This is a genomic window from Metabacillus malikii, assembly GCF_030813355.1.
GTDB lineage: Bacteria > Bacillota > Bacilli > Bacillales > Bacillaceae > Metabacillus > Metabacillus malikii.
Genome location: NZ_JAUSUD010000003.1, coordinates 207,716 through 226,404, shown reverse-complemented (window position 1 = coordinate 226,404; position 18,689 = coordinate 207,716). Strand labels below are relative to the sequence as shown.

Annotated in this window: 20 protein-coding genes; 8 read left to right on the top strand and 12 right to left on the bottom strand. The window is 36.5% G+C overall.

Features of this window, described 5'->3' with window-relative positions; genetic code table 11:
* Nucleotides 1–74 precede the first annotated feature (74 nt).
* Entirely contained in the window at nt 75–899 is an 825-nt protein-coding gene (locus J2S19_RS05015; protein WP_307338150.1) for a protein-glutamine gamma-glutamyltransferase, read from the top strand.
* 1,168 nt (nt 900–2,067) lie between these two features.
* On the opposite strand, the gene J2S19_RS05010 is transcribed toward J2S19_RS05015, so the two are convergent.
* Nucleotides 2,068–2,472, bottom strand: coding sequence for a secondary thiamine-phosphate synthase enzyme YjbQ (locus J2S19_RS05010; RefSeq protein WP_307338148.1), 405 nt, complete (start codon nt 2,470–2,472; stop codon nt 2,068–2,070).
* An 83-nt stretch (nt 2,473–2,555) separates the two neighbouring features.
* Nucleotides 2,556–2,765: a hypothetical protein gene (locus J2S19_RS05005; RefSeq protein ID WP_307338145.1), complete on the bottom strand. Its 210-nt coding sequence runs from the start codon at nt 2,763–2,765 to the stop codon at nt 2,556–2,558.
* A 179-nt stretch (nt 2,766–2,944) separates the two neighbouring features.
* On the opposite strand from J2S19_RS05005, the gene J2S19_RS05000 reads away from it, so the two are divergent.
* Together J2S19_RS05000 and J2S19_RS04995 are read left to right on the top strand one after the other, a co-directional pair.
* The gene (locus tag J2S19_RS05000) at nt 2,945–3,202 is read left to right on the top strand and encodes a protein mistic (protein WP_307338141.1); all 258 of its coding nucleotides are present in this window, start codon (nt 2,945–2,947) and stop codon (nt 3,200–3,202) included.
* The gene (locus J2S19_RS04995; protein WP_307338138.1) at nt 3,203–4,198 is read left to right on the top strand and encodes a potassium channel family protein; all 996 of its coding nucleotides are present in this window, start codon (nt 3,203–3,205) and stop codon (nt 4,196–4,198) included.
* On the opposite strand, the gene J2S19_RS04990 is transcribed toward J2S19_RS04995, so the two are convergent.
* Nucleotides 4,195–4,599, bottom strand: a complete 405-nt coding sequence (locus tag J2S19_RS04990) for a YugN-like family protein (RefSeq protein WP_307338135.1) — start codon at nt 4,597–4,599, stop codon at nt 4,195–4,197. The two genes, J2S19_RS04995 and J2S19_RS04990, sit on opposite strands and share 4 nt — an antisense overlap.
* A gap of 175 nt (nt 4,600–4,774) precedes the next feature.
* Between J2S19_RS04990 and J2S19_RS04985 the strand changes: the two genes are divergently transcribed.
* Complete coding sequence (locus J2S19_RS04985) at nt 4,775–5,824, top strand: NAD(P)/FAD-dependent oxidoreductase (RefSeq protein WP_307338131.1); 1,050 nt, start codon at nt 4,775–4,777, stop codon at nt 5,822–5,824.
* Nucleotides 5,825–5,900: 76 nt separating this feature from the next.
* Here J2S19_RS04985 and J2S19_RS04980 read toward each other — a convergent pair whose 3' ends face one another.
* Entirely contained in the window at nt 5,901–7,253 is a 1,353-nt protein-coding gene (locus J2S19_RS04980) for a glucose-6-phosphate isomerase (RefSeq protein ID WP_307338130.1), read from the bottom strand.
* A gap of 144 nt (nt 7,254–7,397) precedes the next feature.
* Nucleotides 7,398–8,561 carry an iron-containing alcohol dehydrogenase gene (locus J2S19_RS04975; RefSeq protein ID WP_307338128.1) on the bottom strand — a complete coding sequence of 388 codons (1,164 nt, stop codon included), beginning with the start codon at nt 8,559–8,561 and terminating at the stop codon, nt 7,398–7,400.
* Between the two features lie 147 nt (nt 8,562–8,708).
* On the opposite strand from J2S19_RS04975, the gene J2S19_RS04970 reads away from it, so the two are divergent.
* On the top strand, nt 8,709–8,936 hold the full coding sequence (locus tag J2S19_RS04970; protein WP_307338125.1) for a DUF378 domain-containing protein: 228 nt from the start codon (nt 8,709–8,711) through the stop codon (nt 8,934–8,936).
* Between the two features lie 474 nt (nt 8,937–9,410).
* Here the strand turns inward: J2S19_RS04970 and yugI are convergent, their stop codons facing one another.
* The 5 genes from yugI to J2S19_RS04945 form a co-directional block, all read right to left on the bottom strand.
* Nucleotides 9,411–9,812, bottom strand: a complete 402-nt coding sequence (gene yugI / locus J2S19_RS04965) for a S1 domain-containing post-transcriptional regulator GSP13 (RefSeq protein WP_307338122.1) — start codon at nt 9,810–9,812, stop codon at nt 9,411–9,413.
* A 144-nt stretch (nt 9,813–9,956) separates the two neighbouring features.
* Entirely contained in the window at nt 9,957–11,621 is a 1,665-nt protein-coding gene (locus J2S19_RS04960; protein ID WP_307338119.1) for a hypothetical protein, read from the bottom strand.
* Nucleotides 11,614–12,174 (bottom strand): RNA polymerase sigma factor, encoded by a 561-nt coding sequence (locus tag J2S19_RS04955; RefSeq protein ID WP_307338117.1) that lies wholly within the window; start codon nt 12,172–12,174, stop codon nt 11,614–11,616. The genes J2S19_RS04960 and J2S19_RS04955 overlap by 8 nt, the downstream gene beginning before the upstream one ends.
* Before the next feature lie 448 nt (nt 12,175–12,622).
* The gene (locus J2S19_RS04950) at nt 12,623–13,792 is read right to left on the bottom strand and encodes an aminotransferase (protein WP_307338115.1); all 1,170 of its coding nucleotides are present in this window, start codon (nt 13,790–13,792) and stop codon (nt 12,623–12,625) included.
* Nucleotides 13,789–14,289, bottom strand: a complete 501-nt coding sequence (locus J2S19_RS04945) for an Lrp/AsnC family transcriptional regulator (protein ID WP_307338112.1) — start codon at nt 14,287–14,289, stop codon at nt 13,789–13,791. Before J2S19_RS04945 ends, J2S19_RS04950 begins: the two co-directional genes overlap by 4 nt.
* A gap of 207 nt (nt 14,290–14,496) precedes the next feature.
* Between J2S19_RS04945 and J2S19_RS04940 the strand changes: the two genes are divergently transcribed.
* Together J2S19_RS04940 and J2S19_RS04935 are read left to right on the top strand one after the other, a co-directional pair.
* Entirely contained in the window at nt 14,497–15,330 is an 834-nt protein-coding gene (locus J2S19_RS04940; RefSeq protein ID WP_307338109.1) for an alpha/beta fold hydrolase, read from the top strand.
* A 346-nt stretch (nt 15,331–15,676) separates the two neighbouring features.
* Complete coding sequence (locus tag J2S19_RS04935; RefSeq protein WP_307338106.1) at nt 15,677–16,843, top strand: MalY/PatB family protein; 1,167 nt, start codon at nt 15,677–15,679, stop codon at nt 16,841–16,843.
* A gap of 52 nt (nt 16,844–16,895) precedes the next feature.
* Here the strand turns inward: J2S19_RS04935 and J2S19_RS04930 are convergent, their stop codons facing one another.
* The gene (locus J2S19_RS04930; protein WP_307338430.1) at nt 16,896–17,093 is read right to left on the bottom strand and encodes a hypothetical protein; all 198 of its coding nucleotides are present in this window, start codon (nt 17,091–17,093) and stop codon (nt 16,896–16,898) included.
* A gap of 121 nt (nt 17,094–17,214) precedes the next feature.
* On the opposite strand from J2S19_RS04930, the gene kapB reads away from it, so the two are divergent.
* On the top strand, nt 17,215–17,601 hold the full coding sequence (gene kapB / locus J2S19_RS04925; protein ID WP_307338103.1) for a kinase-associated lipoprotein KapB: 387 nt from the start codon (nt 17,215–17,217) through the stop codon (nt 17,599–17,601).
* Between the two features lie 95 nt (nt 17,602–17,696).
* Here the strand turns inward: kapB and kapD are convergent, their stop codons facing one another.
* Nucleotides 17,697–18,323 carry a 3'-5' exonuclease KapD gene (kapD, locus tag J2S19_RS04920; RefSeq protein ID WP_307338100.1) on the bottom strand — a complete coding sequence of 209 codons (627 nt, stop codon included), beginning with the start codon at nt 18,321–18,323 and terminating at the stop codon, nt 17,697–17,699.
* Between the last annotated feature and the right edge of the window lie 366 nt (nt 18,324–18,689).

Below are 18,689 nucleotides of genomic sequence, written 5' to 3'. Positions count from 1 at the left end.
CCTTAAGCTTCTGCATTGCTGAATTCATCATATATATTAATAAGACTCAAAATGACGTAATAAGGAGTGAGATCATGATTTATATTGGAAATAGGCTCTATTATGCAGTCCAGCTCAAATCTCCTTCATATACAGTAGAGGAAAATGAACTCATAACTCGTATGGGACGCTATCGAATAAGATATGACTTTTCTCATTTTCAACAGTTTCGGTTTGCTTTAAAACTCCGAGTGATGATCATTCGTGCGGCAAGGGATTTACTAAGTAGTCAAGCAAAATTTGCTAACTTCGCTGATTCCACATGTAATCCAAAATATTGGACACTAACAGCAAATGGCGGATTTAAGCTCAAACAAGATGTCCAGCCTGCAGATGCTATAAAAGATATATTTCAAAACGGCCCGTTATATGCCTTTGAATGTGCAACGGCAATCGTCATTATTTTTTATAAAGCAGCGCTTGAATCAATTAATATTGAACAGTTTAACCGGATTTACCAAGGACTTTATTTAAGAGATTGGCGTTCAGATGAGGATTTACCTATTAACACGCGAAAAGGAAATGATTTCCTTCCTGGAGACTGTTTATATTTTAATAATCCAGAGTTCGATCCTAATGTGTCATATTGGAGGGTTGAAAATGCGATCGATTTAGGCAATGGACATTTTTTCGGTCACGGGATTGGCATTAAAACTGCTGAAAAAATGATTGAAGCGCTGAATAGTCGTAGAAAACCTAATGCAACAGTATCAGCTTATTTACTTTCACAAGTAACCAGGCTAGATGATCAATATCTTTATCATTTTGCTTCACCTGGTTTGCAACAAAGGGGAGAGCCTGAGTTTATTGCATCCAATCTTGTTGTTGGAAGGGTTGGGCGAGCTGTTTTTACTGGGTGACGGATTTTAGGGGTAATAGGTTGGTTACGTTGAAGACGGTTTTGGATTTGAGTTCTGTGATTTTTCGGCTTCATTATGTTTATGAATATAAATGAAGAACATTTTTCTTATTGCTAAAATTAAAAATGGGCTTCATCGACGCTATGAAGAACATTTCTCTTCGCTTGAAAAACAAAAATGGTCTTCATCGAATCTATGAAGACCATTTCCCTTCACTTGAAAAGTCAAAATGTTCTTCATCGAATCTATGAAGAACATTTCTCTTCGCTCAAACATTCAAATTGGGCTTCATCGACGCTATGAAGAACATTTCTCTTCGCTTAAAAATTCAAATCGGGCTTCATCGTACTTATGAAGACCATTTCCCTTCGCTTGAAAATTCAAAATGGGCTTCATCGAATCTATGAAGAACATTTCCTTTCGCTTAAAAATTCAAATTGGGCTTCATCGAATCTATGAAGAACATTTCTCTTCGCTTGAAAATTAAAAATGGGCTTCATCGTACTTATGAAGACCATTTCCCTTCGCTTAAAAATTCAAAATGGGCTTCATCGAATCTATGAAGAACATTTCTCTTCGCTCAAACATTCAAATTGGGCTTCATCGAAACTATGAAGAACATTTCTCTTCGCTCAAACATTCAAATTGGGCTTCATCGACGCTATGAAGAACATTTCTCTTCGCTTAAAAATTCAAAATGGGCTTCATCGAATCTGTGAAGAACATTTCTCTTCGCTCAAACATTCAAATTGGGCTTCATCGACGCTATGAAGAACATTTCTCTTCGCTTTAAAATTCAAATTGGGCTTCATCGAATCTATGAAGACCATTTCCCTTCGCTTTAAAATTCAAATTGGGCTTCATCGACGCTATGAAGACTATTTCTCTTCGCTTAAAAATCCACATTGGGCTTCATCAAAACTATGAAGACCATTTCCCTTCGCTTAAAATCAAATTGGGCTTCATCGTATTTATGAATTATTCCATCACTTATATAAGTGTCTTTTAATAAATAATATTCTAAAACTGCTATTTACACATTCCTTTTTGTAAAACAGTAAATCCTCAAGATATACTTCAAACTAGTTCAATTCACAAAATCGCCCTTTATACAAAAAAGCAAGTGGAGCCTCTCACTTTCCCACTTGCCAAATGCTTCAACTTTTCATTAACTATCGAGTACAAGCTTAATATAAAATGTCCGGTTTCTCGGCCCGTCAAATTCACAAAAATAAATCCCTTGCCATATACCTAAAAGAAGTTTTCCAGCTGTAACAATTACCGTTTGGGAAGAACCAACTGTGCTTGCTTTCATGTGTGCTGCTGTGTTTCCCTCTGCATGGAGGTCGTCTTTTTCATACCAAGGATACACTTCATCAAATCTGCGTATCATGTCTGTTTTGACATCAGGGTCAGCGTTTTCGTTAATGGTAATCCCTGCGGTTGTATGTGGACAGTATACAATAACGGTTCCTTCTTTCATTCCAAGCGCATGAACTTCATCTTGTACAAATGCTGTGATGTCTATCATTTGGTCACGATTGTTTGTTGTAATTGAATGTTGCGATAACAATGAATTCAACTCCTATTCATTTGTTTTATGTAATAACGCTTTTATCCTAGCTCATAAGAGGATAAAAGCGGTTTTCGCATTTCTTAATATCGATTAAAATCTCTATCCTCAACCCTTTTCATTAAAATAAAATATGTTTGCAGCTCTGTCTCATTAATTGAAATTCTTGTCTTAAAATCCTTCGTTCGCAACACGAAATCCTTAATTCCGATAAATTCAGATTCAGCAATTAAATAAAACTGTGTTCCTTTTTTAATCCCTCTAAAATTCCGCTTAAGCTTATACCTTTTCATACCTTCCGAGATGCTCCCTTAAAGTAAAGATTATTTCTATTATTTCAAGTTAGGATAGATTACTCAACAATAAGTTTATTTAACATAATGATAATCACTTCTCTAACGCAAACTAAACAAGTAATTGTACATACTAACTAAATAATACCTCTTATGTTCAATGAAAGTGGTGATGTATTTTGAAGGTAACTGATGATGAGAAAAAACAACTGAGTGAAGCGATCGATAAAATGAACGAGGGACTTGATGCATTTATCCAATTTTATAATGAATCTGAAGAAGATAAACCTCTCATCGAATTTACAGATGAAACAATGGAAACGATAGCTCGTGCCATTGAAGCATATGGAAAGGATGAAGTTACAGCAAAAATTAACACAATTGTTAAGGAAGTACTATCTTTTTTGCCAAATAAGCAAGGAAAGGAAGACACATAATTGGCAAAGTCTAATCGGACAATTCTGCATTGGTTAAAATGGCCGCTTTATACACAGGTTTCCATCGTTGTTCTATTCATCATTCTATTTTTTGGGGTGACGATTTCATTTATAGAGCCTAATGAATTCCCAACTATGTTTGATGGAATATGGTGGGCACTCATTACACTGTCAACAGTTGGTTTCGGTGATTATGTACCGCAAACCTATCTTGGTAGAGCGATTGCGATGCTAATGGTGTTAGTTGGTGCTAGCTTTGTCAGTGCATATTTTGCAACAATTTCAGCAGCAGCGATTAGGAAACAGCATTCTTTTCGCGAAGGCGAAATTACATTTCGAGGCAGTAACCAGATCATTTTAATAGGATGGAATGAGAAGACAAAGGAAATGGTCGAATCTCTCACAACTGTTAAGCCAGACAAGAAGATTGTTCTTATTGATGGGTCACTGAAAACAGCGCCACTTATTGAAAATGTCTATTACATTAAAGGAGACCCGACAGATGATGAAACATTAGCGAGGGCCAATATTGGAAGCGCGGAGGCAGCAATCATTACAGCAGACCAGCATAAAAATGAGTATGATGCTGATATGTATTCTATTCTCGTCTTACTAACACTAAAAGGCGTTAATCCGAGCTTGCATTGTGTTATTGAAGTTCTAACAGAAAAACAAGCGATAAATGCTAAACGTGCAGGTGCAAATGACCTTATAAAAACGTACAAGCTAACTAGCTATTTTATGATGACAAGTATTTTCGCCAAAAATGGCTTGGCAAACTTTTATTCGGAATTAAACCCTGCAAGTGGCAACTCATTTCAAGTCCTTCCCTACAATGAAAAATTTATCGGTAAAACATTTCGTGAGCTTAGCCAAATTCTTTTAGAAAAAGAATGCATATTAATTGGCATAAAAACAGGCGAGGAAACGAAAATAAATCCGCCCCTCACCTATCAAATTACTCGCTTAGATTCCTTAATTGTCCTAAAACATTAACTTAATAATATTGCTTCTAATTTGCTAACAAGCGCCTTCCCATCATCAATATATTCATCTGGGAAGGTAGCATCTTTATCCTGTGGTTCTTGGAATTGATTAATCGCTGCAGTTAAGTTTCCAATTCGAGCATTGTCATCAAGACCGATTTGATATTTATGAGATAACAAAAACGGGGTTCCAAGCTTGACCGTTGTGTTCGGCACATCTAACTGACCATCGACAGCGATAAACGGAATTCTTAAATATTGGTACCCTACTTCAGAGTCAATTTTATAATCAAAATACCCGTGATCATAGTCCCAATTCCCACCGATATCATATCCTAGCGGCTTAAGCTTTTCCTCCAGGTGTGTTAGCTGGAACACCTTTCCATCGAGCTTTGATGTAAGTTCAATCATGATTATACCCCCTTTTTTATTAGAGTTTCCTAACGGTAAAATTTCATGCCCTCATTTCTCCATTTTAGTACGATATTGACATTTACTAAAATACAGTTGATAATGAAATTGATAATCATTATCATTAATGTTTACTTCAGCATATACACACTTTTAAGAAAGGGAGATGATTTACATGCAAAATTATGAAGAATTATTTGATGTAACAATAATTGGTGGGGGACCTGCCGGCTTATACTCTGCTTTTTACAGTGGCATGCGCGAAATGAAAACGAAGATTATTGAGTACCAGCCAAAGCTTGGCGGCAAGGTACACGTTTATCCCGAGAAAATGATATGGGATGTAGGAGCACTCACTCCTTTAACAGGCGAACAGCTAATCCAGCAAATGGTTCAACAAGCATTAACCTTTGAACCGGAAGTTGTTGTCAATGAAAAAATTACCTCGATTGAGAAAAAGAACGGCCTTTTTTTGTTAACAGGGGCAAGTGGTAAACAGCATTTGAGTAAAACAGTCATTTTAGCTGTTGGTGGCGGAATTTTAAAACCGATTAAATTAGAGATTGATGGTGCTGAACGTTTTGAAATTACGAATCTCCATTATGTTGTTCAAAGTCTTGAAAAATTCAAGGGTAAGGACGTAGTCATTTGTGGAGGAGGAAATGCGGCAATTGACTGGGCTGTCGAATTGGCTCCGATTACAAAAAGCCTTCATATTGTACATAGACGTGGGCAGTTTGATTGCCACGAAGCACAGCTATCAAAATTAGACCAATTTCCGTTACATAAGCATTTAAACACAACCATTAAAAAATTCGTTTCGACAATTGATAATACAAAAATACAGTCGGTTATTTTAACAAATAATGAAACTGCTGAAGAGACAAGCATCGCGATTGATGATGTCATCATTAGCTACGGCTTTGAGCGGGAATTAACGTTCATTAAAGAAAGCCCTTTAAATATTGAGCTAGTAAACGACCATTTCGTTAAAGGTACGAGCAAATCCGAGTCAAATATCGAGGGGTTATTTGCAGCTGGCGATATTTTAAATTTCGATGGGAAAGTACACTTAATTTTAGGGGCTTTTGCCGATGCCGCAAATGCAGTCAACCAGGCAAAGCTTTATTTAGAGCCCGATTCACCTGCAAAAGCAAGGGTTTCATCCCACAATAGCCGTTTTGATGAAAAAAATAAGGAATTGCGGCAGCATCTGTTTGTATAATGAGGGGGCACTACCGGCTAGTTACAAAAAAGAGGGTGACTCTTCGTTTAGAGTAACCCTCTTTTTTCGTTTATGATTATTTATTTAGACGTGCTTCTAATTCAGCTTTTTTCTCTTCGAAGCCTGGTTTACCAAGCAATGCGAACATATTTACTTTGTATGCTTCAACACCCGGTTGGTCAAATGGGTTTACTCCTAATAAGTAACCGCTCATTGCACATGCTTTTTCAAAGAAGTATACTAAGTATCCGAATGTGTACTCGTCCATTTCTGGAATTGAAACGACTAAGTTCGGTACTCCTCCATCAGTGTGTGCCAGCATTGTTCCTTGGAACGCTTTTTTGTTAACAAAGTCTACAGATTTGCCAGCTAAGTAGTTTAATCCATCTAAATCGCTATCTTCTTTTTCAACAATTAGCTCATGACGTGGCTTCTCAACATTGATCACTGTTTCAAAGATGTCACGGCGTCCTTCTTGTACGTATTGTCCTAATGAGTGTAAGTCTGTTGAGAAGTTTGCAGATGATGGATAAATACCTTTTTGGTCTTTTCCTTCACTTTCGCCAAATAATTGTTTCCACCACTCAGCGAAATATTGAAGTCCTGGCTCATAGTTAATAAGCATTTCAATTGTTTTTCCTTTATTGTAAAGGACATTGCGGACTACTGCGTATTGGTATGCTGCATTTTCTTCAAGCTCTGATTTACCAAAGTCTTCACTCGCTGCGGCAGCACCTTTCATCATTGCTTCGATATCAACACCTGTAACAGCGATTGGAAGTAATCCAACTGCAGTAAGGACTGAATAACGTCCACCAACATCATCAGGAATAATGAATGATTCATAGCCTTCTTCAGTTGCTAATGTTTTTAATGCTCCACGTGCTTTGTCTGTTGTCGCATAAATACGTTGTTTCGCTTCTGCTTTGCCATATTTCTCTTCAAGAAGCTTTCTGAAGATACGGAATGCTAAGGCTGGCTCAGTTGTTGTACCAGATTTAGAGATAACGTTAATTGAGAAGTCTTTACCTTCTAGTAAATCGTGTAAATCTTTCATGTATGTAGAGCTAATGTTATTTCCAACGAAAATAACTTGTGGAGTTTTTCTTTGTTCTTTTGATAAAGAATTATAGAATGAATGGTTTAGCATTTCGATTGCTGCTCTTGCTCCTAGGTAAGAACCACCGATACCGATAACAAGGAGAACATCAGAATCAGATTTAATTTTCTCTGCACTTTTTTGAATACGTGCAAATTCTTCTTTATCATAATTTTTCGGAAGGTCAACCCATCCTAAAAAGTCACTTCCTGCACCTGTTTGTTCATGAATTGTATGATGTGCAACTTTTACGAAGTCACGTAAGTATGTAATTTCATGCTCGTTAAAAAATGTTAAAGCGTTTGAATAATCAAAACGTACATGTGTCATCACAATTTCCTCCAATATTCATCAAAATATTTATACCTACTCTCACTTTATCTAAACTATAGTAGTAAATCAAGCCTTGATCATTATGTAAACGCATTCAAATACAATATGCAAACAGTGGAGGACCCACTGTTTGCCACAATTTTATAACGATGCATTCAATATCGCTAAAACATCTTCACGATTTAATTTTTTAAAGTTACCAAAGTCTCCATTTACCATTGCTTTGTCTGCCATTAGCTCAATGTTTTCTTCGCCAATATCATAGTCTTTTAAACGGCTAGGTGCACCGATGCTATCCCAGAATTGGCGAAGCTTTTCGATACCTTCTAATGCAATAGCTTCTTTGTCTTTACCGTTAGGCTCCACATCAAAAACATTGACAGCCATTTGGACAAATCGGTCTACATTTTCTTTTAATGTATGTTTCATCCAATTAGGGAATAAAATCGCTAAGCCGCCACCGTGTGGGATATCATATACTGCTGAAACAGCGTGCTCAATATTATGTGTTGCCCAGTCACCACGGTAACCCATTTGTAATTGACCGTTTAATGCGATTGTTCCCGCATATAATATCGTTTCACGTAATTCGTAATTTTCTAAATCGTTCACTAGTTTCGGTCCTGCTTCGATAACTGTTTTTAATGTTGACTCACAGAAACGGTCTTGTAACGGTGAATTTTTTGTATGATGAAAATATTGTTCAAAAACGTGTGACATCATGTCAACAATACCGTATATTGTTTGGTCTTTTGGAACAGTAAAGGTATTAACTGGGTCAAGAATTGAAAATTTAGGGAATACTAATGGGCTGCCCCATCCGTGCTTTTCCTTCGTTTCCCAATTGGTAATAACGGAACCAGAGTTCATTTCAGATCCTGTTGCTGCTAACGTTAAGACTGTTCCAAAAGGAATCGCTTCTGTTGGCGTATATTTCTTCGTGACAATATCCCAAGGGTTGCCATCATACTTTGCACCGACTGAAATAGCCTTTGTACAATCGATAACACTACCGCCACCTACTGCAAGTAGAAAATCAATTTCCTCTTGTTTACAAATCTCTACACCGCGTTGAACTGTTGTCAATCTCGGATTTGGTTCGACTCCAGATAACTCAAAGTACTCTATTCCGTTGCTCATTAATTCATTGACAACTTGGTCATATAAACCGTTGCGTTTAATGCTTCCGCCACCATAAACGAGTAAAACCTTTTTGCCGTAAGGGCTTATTTCCTTTGCAAGTTGCTCAACCTGTCCTTTTCCAAAAATCAATTTTGTTGGGTTATAATATGTAAAATTCTCCATTCTAAATCGCCTCCATAATATAGATTATGTATAGTTCGTATTTTATTGTAAAGAAAAGTGCTTTCACAACATTTTCCAACGAATAGGATTTACCTATTTATCACAATCTAATCATGTAAATGATAAATATACCAAAGGAGGTTGCACATGAGCGCAATTCAACGTATTGCATTATTGTTAACAATTATAGGCGCTATCAACTGGGGTCTTATTGGATTTTTTGGTTTCAATCTAGTAGCTGCCATTTTTGGGGACGATACCGCTCTTTCTCGAATCATTTATGGTTTAGTAGGAATTGCCGGTTTAATCAACCTTGGACTTCTTTTTAAACCATCTACTGAGGGCGTAAGAGAACCACGCGCAGATGTTCGATAATTCATTAGAGGGCTAACTTCTTGTTGGCTCTTTTTTTTGACTTTTAAATCCCATAAGCGTAACGTTTAAACATCAGGCTGTATTAGGGTTTATTTCCTCTTGCAGTACCCACGGGCAGCGGGGTGGGTGGTGAGCCTCATAGCTCCTTGCGGCTACCCGTTATCAAACTTCAGGTCACCTCCCTACGATAAGTCATCATCGATTCGCCATTCGGCTCATCGTGATTCCTTTGGTCTTAGTCGATGCCCGTCTCTAGTTTGTACGTCGATGGGCAAGCCGCCTACGCCTTTCGTATTTCTCAGCGTAAACGCCTGCTCACGTCTCACCTCTCCCACGCATCCCGCAGGAGTCTCTCAGGTCAGCTACAAACCATTAAAAAAGTTAGTGTAAAAAGCCACAATCTTTTAGGAAAGAGCCATAAACATGAAAAAAAGGATGCAACAGCTAGTTGACATCCTTTTAAATCCGCACAAATTATTTTTTTACTTCTTCACGTTTAGATTGCTCAATCCACTCTTCAAGTTTATCTTTTAATGTATTGAAGCCTTGTGGTGTTTCTGTTTCTGTTTTTACAGTTGCTTGACGCTTTTTAGGTTTTCTTGGAGCCGCTTCTTTCTTTTCTTCAACAGGTGCTTCTTGTGTAGCACGGATTGATAAGCTGATTTTTCCAGACTTTTCATCGATTGAAAGAACTTTTACTTGAACTTCATCATTTAATTTTAAATGTTCGTTCACATCTTTAACAAAACCATGTGTAATTTCTGAAATGTGTACTAGTCCTTGTGTTTCTTCATCTAATGCTACGAATGCTCCGTATGGTTGAATTCCTGTTACTTTACCTGTATGGACACTGCCAATTTCGTACTTTGTTGTCATGATAACACTCCTAATTTTCTTATAATATATGTTCGTTTATACGCAATATAAAATTATACCACAACTTATTGAATATGACAAAGGGCTATTGGTTTCAACAATAGTATTATACCCAAAAGAGGTCAAAACTAAAGGGCTACTTTTTTAGTAGCCCTCTTCAGAAAAGGCAGGGAATGCAGGATATGCAACTTTTTCAAACCCATCTTTTAAACTCATCTGTAACGTGACTTTTTCACCATTTCTTTTTGATAAGATATAGTTGATACGTTGTCCCTCTTGCACCCGAGATGCACGGACAACTTCTTTAGATAATTGATAATAATCAATATTTTCAGCGATAATATTTGCCTTAAATGTACCTAAATCAGGGAGGTTCTTTTCCGTGGAAAAGTCAGTAAGTGTATAGGCTGTTTCATAATCTCCATTTGCTAAGGCATATAGGTATAGACGTGCAATTACAAGTTCAAATGTCCCTTTGTTATAGAAAATAATACCTGAAAGTGCTTCCCATTCATTATTTCCTTTGAATAGGTTGTAAACTTCTACCATTTGCTCCGTTAATGGAAACAATGAAAGGGTTATGCCTTGGTCATTCCCAAAAGGCAGAAATTCATTTGGAAGATTATTCATTATTTCATATCTAATTTCTTCTGGAACATAGGTTATTTTTTCTCCCTCTTTATATGATTTGACCTCTTCAATTAATGGTACAACTTCTGAATTTGGGTATAGCTCTGGTAACACCGCTAAAGTTTCATTATTATTATTCCAGAGAAAGTGTCCAACCATATCACGATAAAGAGATTTTGCATCATCAATATTTCTGAAGGTCGGGTTTGCAATAATTAGTTGCTCTAATGTGACTAGCTTCTGTATGATATCTTTCTCAACAGAACTTACAGTAGAAACATCCTTTAAATTACGTACATATGATTTAGATTCAAGGTATTTAATGATCTCCTCACTTACTTCACCTTCAAATTCTTTGATAATTTGATCGGTATTAATCTCAAAATGAATCATATTTTCTTTATCAGAATAAAATACGTAGCCAAAATCAACTATGTTTTCAACAAATTGAATGTAGGCTTCATCTCCAACTTTTACATTCTTACTATTTAGCATATCAACATATATAGGATCCGTTCCTTCTACTGTTCCGCTACGTTGCACAGCATACCCTTTCCCGTGCCAAATTGCATTTAAATTCTCATGTATAGCATCTAATTTATCCATATAATCAAAAATTTCCTCGTCACTTACCGATTTCTCGTCCTTGACCTTCTCTATTAAATAATCAAATTCTTCTTGTGGCAATGAAATCCGGCGATTAATCATATCTTTCACTTTATTAACATGATTCGTTAATTCTTTCTTATTAATAAAACTTGTTCGTTCTTCAAAGCTCGTGACGATATCATTTGTTTCCTGAACAAAGCGATAAAGTCTTACATCTTCAAAATCAAGCTTTTCTCCTAGCTCATCAACCTTTCGCTCAAATAATCCACGTAATTCATTTTTTGCTGCTTCTATTTGCTCTTCTGTAGGTGGTTGTTGCGACACCTCTGTTTCCTTTTTTCCAGTCGAAAAATCTGTCTGTGAGAGCAATTGACCACCGATTAACCCACCAATTAGTAACACGCCGATAAAGGAAGCGACATATGGTAATTTAAGCTTGCGACGTTTTTGAATGGGTTTTTCTTGAGACGAAATGTTCTTTAGAATCGTATTTGTCGATGATACTGTTGGCATTTTGTCATATGCATTTTTTAAGTTCTTTAATCGTTCTTCAAACTGTCGATCATCCACGTATGTCACCTTCCTTCTCATTTAACTCTTCCATTCTCTTTTTGAGCATTGTTTTACCACGGAGAATACGAGTTTTAACAGTTGATAATGTGACTGACATAATTTCGGCAATTTCTTCATATTTTTTCTCATGAAAGTAGAAGAGAATGATTGGTATACGATATTTTTCATCTAGTTGTTGGATTGCAATGTGCAAATCTCTGTCCGCTTCATTTTTTAGAGCCATAGTCTCTATTTCCGGATACTCAGTATCTCTCGTATCTTGCTGTATTTTAAAAACCTTCCGAAGGTTTGATTGACGTTTTCTTGCAAAATCTCTTGTAACGTTTAAAGTTATTTTATATAACCATGTCGAAAATTTTGCTTTTGAAAATTGGTCGATAAACCGATAGACACGAATAAATACTTCCTGGGTAATGTCTTCAATCTCATCCTGTTTATTTCCTAACTGGTACGCAAACCGTTCAACAGTCGGATAGTAACTTTCGACTAGTTGCCCGAAAGCAACCATATTCCCCTGCTTCGCTCTTTTGATTAACTCATCTTCCGTCATGCTTCTATCCTCCCTTTATCCTAGTTATAAAACGAAACACAGTTTTAAATTGTTTCATTAAATGAAGAAATTTTGAAGTGAACAATTGTGTGGAATCATGCTTTGAGGATTATCTTTCTTTCATAAGAACACTTTATTCATAAAAAAGCCACTTTTTTTATAAAGGCTGTTATAGTAACATTGTTGCTTTTAAATGAGTTGTCGTTTAGGCTTTGTCTCCTCTTGCAGTACTCGCTTTCCGCGGGAGTCTGGCAATCAGCTCCAACAAATCCTTAAAAAGGTTAGTGCACAAAGCCACAATCTTTTAGAAAACAGCCTATAGAAAAAACACAAAAAATAAACGTATAAATCATAAAAAAGGGGGAATAATTAGAAGCATAAGGCTTTCTAGTATTCCCCCTTTTGTTTCTCTTATATGGATGACTCAAACTTGAGTCATCCTCTTTTTTTACACTCTATTTTGAACAAAACGTTGCATCCGTCGTAATGCTTCTTGTAACTGTTCTAAAGACGATGCGTAAGAGCATCTGATGTAGCCTTCTCCACTTGCTCCAAATACACTTCCTGGTACAACTGCAACCTTTTCCTCTTTTAACAGTTGTTCGGCAAACTCTTCAGAAGTTAGCCCTGTTTTATGGACCGATGGGAATGCGTAGAATGCACCACCAGGAATATGACATGATAAGCCGATTTCGTTTAACGCACTAACAAACAAGTTTCTCCGTTGCTTGTAGCTCTTCTTCATATGAAGGACATCTTCTTTTCCATTTTTCATTGCTTCAATCGCTGCATACTGTGCCATTGTTGGTGCACACATCATCGAATATTGGTGAATTTTCAGCATCGCACTTGAGAATTCCGGACATGCAGCGACATAACCTAATCTCCAGCCTGTCATCGCAAAGCCTTTTGAAAAGCCTGAAACTAAAATTGTTCGCTCCGCCATTCCCTCAATTGAAACAAAGCTTGAATATGTTTCATCATATGTAAGCTCTGCATAGATTTCATCTGAGATGACTAACAAATCATATTTCTCGATAATTAAAGCAATCTTTTCTAATTCCTGCTTATTTAGCAATGTACCTGTTGGGTTGTTTGGCGAACAGAGGATAATTGCTTTTGTTTTATTTGTTATTGCCGCTTCGAGTTCACCAGGCTGTAGCTTGAATTCCATTTCGCCATTCGTTTGTACAGAAACAGGAACACCGCCCGCCAATGAAACGAGCGATGCATATGAAACAAAGCTAGGTTCTATGACGATGACTTCATCACCTGGGTTAATAATTGCTCTAAGTGCAAGGTCAAGCGCCTGACTTGCCCCAACCGTTACTAAAATTTCCTTTTCCGGGTCATATTCAACAGTTGTTTGTTCTTTTAGATAATGACTAATTTCACGTCTTAATTCATATAACCCGGCATTTGCTGTATAAGATGTATAACCTTGTTCTAGCGAAAGAATACATGCCTCGCGGATATTCCATGAGGTCACAAAGTCCGGTTCACCAACACCTAACGATATGACACCTTCCATGCCAGCTGCTAAATCAAAAAATTTCCGGATACCTGATGGCTTTAAATCTTTAACTGTTGTTGATAAATAATGAGAAGGTTCTATCATGGTGACACCACAATTCTCTTATCCTCATCATCTTGTTCAAATATCGTGCCATCATGCTTATATTTTTTTAAGATAAAATGAGTTGTTGTTGATAATACGGAATCTAACGTTGATAACTTATCTGAGACAAATTGAGCAATTGCAGACATTGACTTTCCTTCAATAATGACAGATAAATCATAAGCGCCAGACATTAAATAAACGGATTTCACTTCATTGAAACGGTAAATACGGCTTGCGATTTCATCAAATCCTACGCCTCGTTTCGGCTGCACTTTTACGTCTATCATAGCTTTAACACCTTCATGACCATCCACTTTACGCCAATTTACTTGCGCTGTGTAATCTGCAATAATTCGTTGGTCTTCAAGATTTCGAATGATTTTTTTTGTTTCTTCTTCTGTTAAATCAATCATTTTGGCGATTTGTTCAGCAGATAAGCGACAGTCATCTTCAAGGATTTCTAAAATCTCGACTTCCTTCTCTGTAAACTTCATTTTCACCACTCCCACTTTTCAAATCTTCAGATAATTATACCATTTTCCATTGAATTTTCATATCTATTGCCAAAAGAATATCGGGTAAGTTTTTACAGTTTTATTTTCAGGTTACATAGCCAATAATATAAAAAACTTTTTCAAATGGATAGTTCATTCTATCATATGGAGGGGCATTCTATATAGATGAAATTGGAGTGATATTGAATGAATTCAACTCGATATTTTTGTCGAACCGCGAAAATTCTTGGTGTCAATGTCCACTATGAAGTATATGAAACTGACCGTACGAAACCAACTTTAGTGTTATTACACGGTTTTTTATCCTCAACATTTTGTTATCGAAAAATTATCCCGTTATTAAAAAATGACTTTAATTTAGTAGGAATTGATTTGCCTCCATTTGGGAAGTCTGAGAAATCAACGAGGTTTGTCCATTCTTATTCAAATATGGCCAAGCTTGTTATTGAATTAGTTCAATCATTAAATATAAAAAAGGCATATATTGTAGGCCATAGTATGGGCGGTCAAGTATCTCTACATGCTGTAAAGGAACGCCCAGACTTATTTGAAAAGGTTGTTCTGCTCTGTAGCTCGGGTTATATGAAAGGGGTACATCCGAGTTTAAAAGTAGGCTCATATATCCCATATTTTTATTTAGGAATCAAGCATTGGTTAGCAAGACAAGGTGTATTAAAAAACCTTCATAACGTTGTGTATGACCGCTCTCTTATCGATAATGAAATGATGGAGGGTTATTTAGAACCATTTCATGATAACGGAATATTTCGAGCTTTAAATCGCATGATTCGCGACCATGAAGGGGATTTAACTTCAGAGGAATTGAAAAAAATCGAAAGCCCGAGTTTACTCATTTGGGGTAATGAAGATAAGGTTGTACCCGTCCATGTTGGCGAAAGATTAAAACAAGATTTACCTAATTCTGTGTTTTATTCTTTAAAAAACACTGGACATTTAGTTCCGGAAGAGCGTCCTGAATATGTTACTGAAAAAATTATTGACTTTTGTTTAGCAAATTAGTTGTTAAAACTAAAATTGCCGAAAAGAAATTCTACATTGACAAAAAACGAATAACTTAATACTAAAGAGCCACTCCCTAGGATTTGGCTCTTTCTCTATGGAATAAGCGTTTATGTTATCCTAACTATAGTATGTCATGGATTTCAATTTCCTCCAAGTTACTAATCTTATTTTTTGCACTGTCATTGCTACACCTATATGATAAAAGTAGTCATACATATAGTAAATTCTAAATTAATATGAACTCTAGACGTATATTTAATAGAATTTGCGAATTAGGTTTTAAGTGATTCACAAAGGCTACTAATGGACGTCCAGTTTAAATACATTCACGAGGTGAAGCATAATGAATCAATTTGATGAAATGATTAACCGCAAGGATAGCTCTTCTGCTAAATGGAGCACGAAGAAGATATTTGGTGATGAGGAAGTGCTTCCGATGTGGGTCGCTGACATGGATTTCAGGGCACCCGATAAAGTCATTGAAGCGATACATCAATGTGCAGATCATGGTGTTTTCGGCTATTCAATGCCAATGGAAGAAACAGAAAAGGCGATTCAATCTTGGCTAAAACAACGTCACAACTGGGAAATTAGCGATAATATCATTACATACAGCCCTGGAATTGTTACAGCTATTAGCATGGCGATTCAAACGTTTACTGGTGCTGACGATAAGATCGTTGTCCAGCCACCTGTGTATTATCCTTTTTTTGAAATGGCAAAAAAGCATAAACGCGAGGTATTATATAATGCACTAAAGCTTAATGAAAATCATCGCTATGAAATAGATTTTGCTGATTTTGAGAAAAAGGTTGCGGATCCAAAAACGAAAATGTTTATTTTATGTAATCCACATAACCCTAGTGGAAGAATTTGGAGCAGAGACGAATTAACCAAAATGGCTGAGCTGTGTTTAAAACATGATGTACTTATCATTTCTGACGATATCCACTCTGATTTGTTATTATTCGGTAATGAATATACACCTTTAGCATCCATTAGTGAGGAAATCGCGAACAATACGATAACATGTATCGCTCCGAGTAAAACATTTAACTTAGCAGGTCTTCAAGCGTCTGCAGTGTTAATACCAAACGCAACCTTAAAGCGTAAATATACCCAAACCCTTCAACTTCACGGATTAATGGGGTTAAATACATTCGGAATGGTATCGATGGAAGCAGCCTACAAGCATGGAAGCGAATGGCTCGACCAATTAATCAACTATTTAGAAGATAATGTAAAAGAAGTTGAAAAAGTAGTACAGGAAAAACTACCTCATTTTAAGGTGATGCGTCCTGAATCAACCTACCTGGTTTGGATTGATGCAAGAAAAGAGCAGAAGACTGACGAAGAAATGAAGGAGCTGCTACTGAAGAAAGGCAAGCTTGCCTTGGAACCCGGCTCTAAATTTGGAGAAAATGGTGCTGGTTTCCTTAGAATGAATATTGCCTGTCCACGTGAAACTTTACGTGACGGGTTAAACAGACTTGTTCAGGCATTTTCTTAAACGACAGGTCCAGGCTCGCTCACAAGTGGCCTGAGACCTAGCTGTACAGAAGTCATTCCTGGTCATTATTCGGTTGCTTCATTTGTTCATATTGCTTGTCCACTTTTCCTTGCTCTTGTTTAGATATTTTCACAATGAAACGAAAGACAAGGAATGCTGCAATTCCGAATATAACCATTGTTATAAGGGCTGGGATGTATTCTGTTTTATCTTCAGGAAAATATACCGGAAACACACCTAATTGATACATATTCACGCGATTCACGACCTTTCCTTATTACTATAGCAAGCTTTTAACAAATTACAAATACGAATCGAAAAATTTATCAATTGTTTTTTTCTAAATCCAATAATTGAAGGGAAGTTGACAGATGGAAGAATTCAAAATAGGTGATATAGTCACAGGAATTTATAAAACAGGAAAATATATCGGGGAGATAACAGCGATTAAACCAATGCATTATTTGGTGAAGGTTAAGGCTGTTTTAAAGCATCCACAGCAAGGAGATTTACATAATCCTAAACAGGCAGATGTTGAACTGTTCCATGAACGACGCGCCTTAGCATTGAATGAACAAACGAATATACCGAAAAAGATGGTAAAATGCTATGAAGGTACTGTACCAGACTATAACACTTCCCTTAGGGATTCACTTCAACATTTAATGAACGAACTCGAAGATTTGGATACAGAATGGGCAACACGCTCCCTTCAGCATCTATCACAACTTGAAAAAGATTACTTTCCAAACGATTAAGGCAATTATGACTCAATAACATTATTTGATTTATTAACAAATAGTGTTATTGAGTGTGCCTTTTTAATAGCTCTATCCGAATAAAATCCCACTCCTTATGTTGCAAACTTATTTAATACCTCCGTTAAATCAATACGGTCACCAATTGTTGACGGCTCAGGTTTTTGGAGATATCGTTTATCCTCTTCAACAAGTTTAAAAATATTAAAAGTTGTTAACGCATCGTCTAGCGCACGATGATGTTTTCCCGTTCCCTTTTTCCCATAGTCTTCTACCGCTTTCCAAAGTCCCGTTTGGTTGCGGTCACCAAAAAATCGCTTATATTCCATTGATAGATCTCTACATTCACCATGTAATGGAAATGGCTCGCTATTCATCTGACAATTGTGGCGTAATACCTTCATATCCATGTTTCCCCAAGTAATGACAGTAACTGAAGCGTGTTCATTATAGTTAGCTAAAACGTGTAATAATTCTTTAAAGGTAATGCCTTGGTCAATCGTATCTTGAGAGATTTGCAGAAATGTTTTACAGCGTTCACTTAATTTTGGAAAACGATTCGGTTTTACATAAGAGGAAAATTGGTCTACTATTTTATGATTTTGAACAGCTACAAGGCCTACTTCAATGATTTCCGGGTAAAATCCTTTCGGGTTTGCTTTACTCTCAGGCATAGTAAATTCAAAATCAATAAATAATAATAATGATTCTTGTCCTTCCAACCTTTTCACCCCTTTTCTGTAAAGTTCTTTTCTATTATTATATCATCGACACCTCTATTTAACTTCAAATTTTCAAAAAATAATGAAATATCCCTTGACTATTTTTATTTTCATGCTTACCCAAGTCCTGTCTATTAAAAATCGCTTATTTGATACCCTACTTAGTTTGTACGTCAATATCAGTGAATAGCTAGGCTCACCTCCCCACCCAGTGGAAAATCCGTACTCATTGCTGAAATCAAACTGAACGTCACTCAGGAAACAAGGAGTTAACTATCCGAAACATTTTTTAACAAGAATTGGTATCAACCGTTTAATAAATTTTTACCTTCATTTGTCATAATCGGTTACAATAAGGAAAGATAT

What these genes read in the sequence shown, in the direction of transcription:
- J2S19_RS05015 (WP_307338150.1), top strand. Translation starts at nt 75, where the DNA reads ATGATTTATATTGGAAATAGGCTCTATTATGCAGTCCAGCTCAAATCT.
- J2S19_RS05005 (WP_307338145.1), bottom strand. Translation starts at nt 2,765, where the DNA reads ATGAAAAGGTATAAGCTTAAGCGGAATTTTAGAGGGATTAAAAAAGGA.
- J2S19_RS04990 (WP_307338135.1), bottom strand. Translation starts at nt 4,599, where the DNA reads ATGATTGAACTTACATCAAAGCTCGATGGAAAGGTGTTCCAGCTAACA.
- J2S19_RS04985 (WP_307338131.1), top strand. Translation starts at nt 4,775, where the DNA reads ATGCAAAATTATGAAGAATTATTTGATGTAACAATAATTGGTGGGGGA.
- J2S19_RS04980 (WP_307338130.1), bottom strand. Translation starts at nt 7,253, where the DNA reads ATGACACATGTACGTTTTGATTATTCAAACGCTTTAACATTTTTTAAC.
- J2S19_RS04975 (WP_307338128.1), bottom strand. Translation starts at nt 8,561, where the DNA reads ATGGAGAATTTTACATATTATAACCCAACAAAATTGATTTTTGGAAAA.
- J2S19_RS04970 (WP_307338125.1), top strand. Translation starts at nt 8,709, where the DNA reads ATGAGCGCAATTCAACGTATTGCATTATTGTTAACAATTATAGGCGCT.
- yugI (WP_307338122.1), bottom strand. Translation starts at nt 9,812, where the DNA reads ATGACAACAAAGTACGAAATTGGCAGTGTCCATACAGGTAAAGTAACA.
- J2S19_RS04955 (WP_307338117.1), bottom strand. Translation starts at nt 12,174, where the DNA reads ATGACGGAAGATGAGTTAATCAAAAGAGCGAAGCAGGGGAATATGGTT.
- J2S19_RS04950 (WP_307338115.1), bottom strand. Translation starts at nt 13,792, where the DNA reads ATGATAGAACCTTCTCATTATTTATCAACAACAGTTAAAGATTTAAAG.
- J2S19_RS04945 (WP_307338112.1), bottom strand. Translation starts at nt 14,289, where the DNA reads ATGAAGTTTACAGAGAAGGAAGTCGAGATTTTAGAAATCCTTGAAGAT.
- J2S19_RS04940 (WP_307338109.1), top strand. Translation starts at nt 14,497, where the DNA reads ATGAATTCAACTCGATATTTTTGTCGAACCGCGAAAATTCTTGGTGTC.
- J2S19_RS04935 (WP_307338106.1), top strand. Translation starts at nt 15,677, where the DNA reads ATGAATCAATTTGATGAAATGATTAACCGCAAGGATAGCTCTTCTGCT.
- J2S19_RS04930 (WP_307338430.1), bottom strand. Translation starts at nt 17,093, where the DNA reads ATGTATCAATTAGGTGTGTTTCCGGTATATTTTCCTGAAGATAAAACA.
- kapB (WP_307338103.1), top strand. Translation starts at nt 17,215, where the DNA reads ATGGAAGAATTCAAAATAGGTGATATAGTCACAGGAATTTATAAAACA.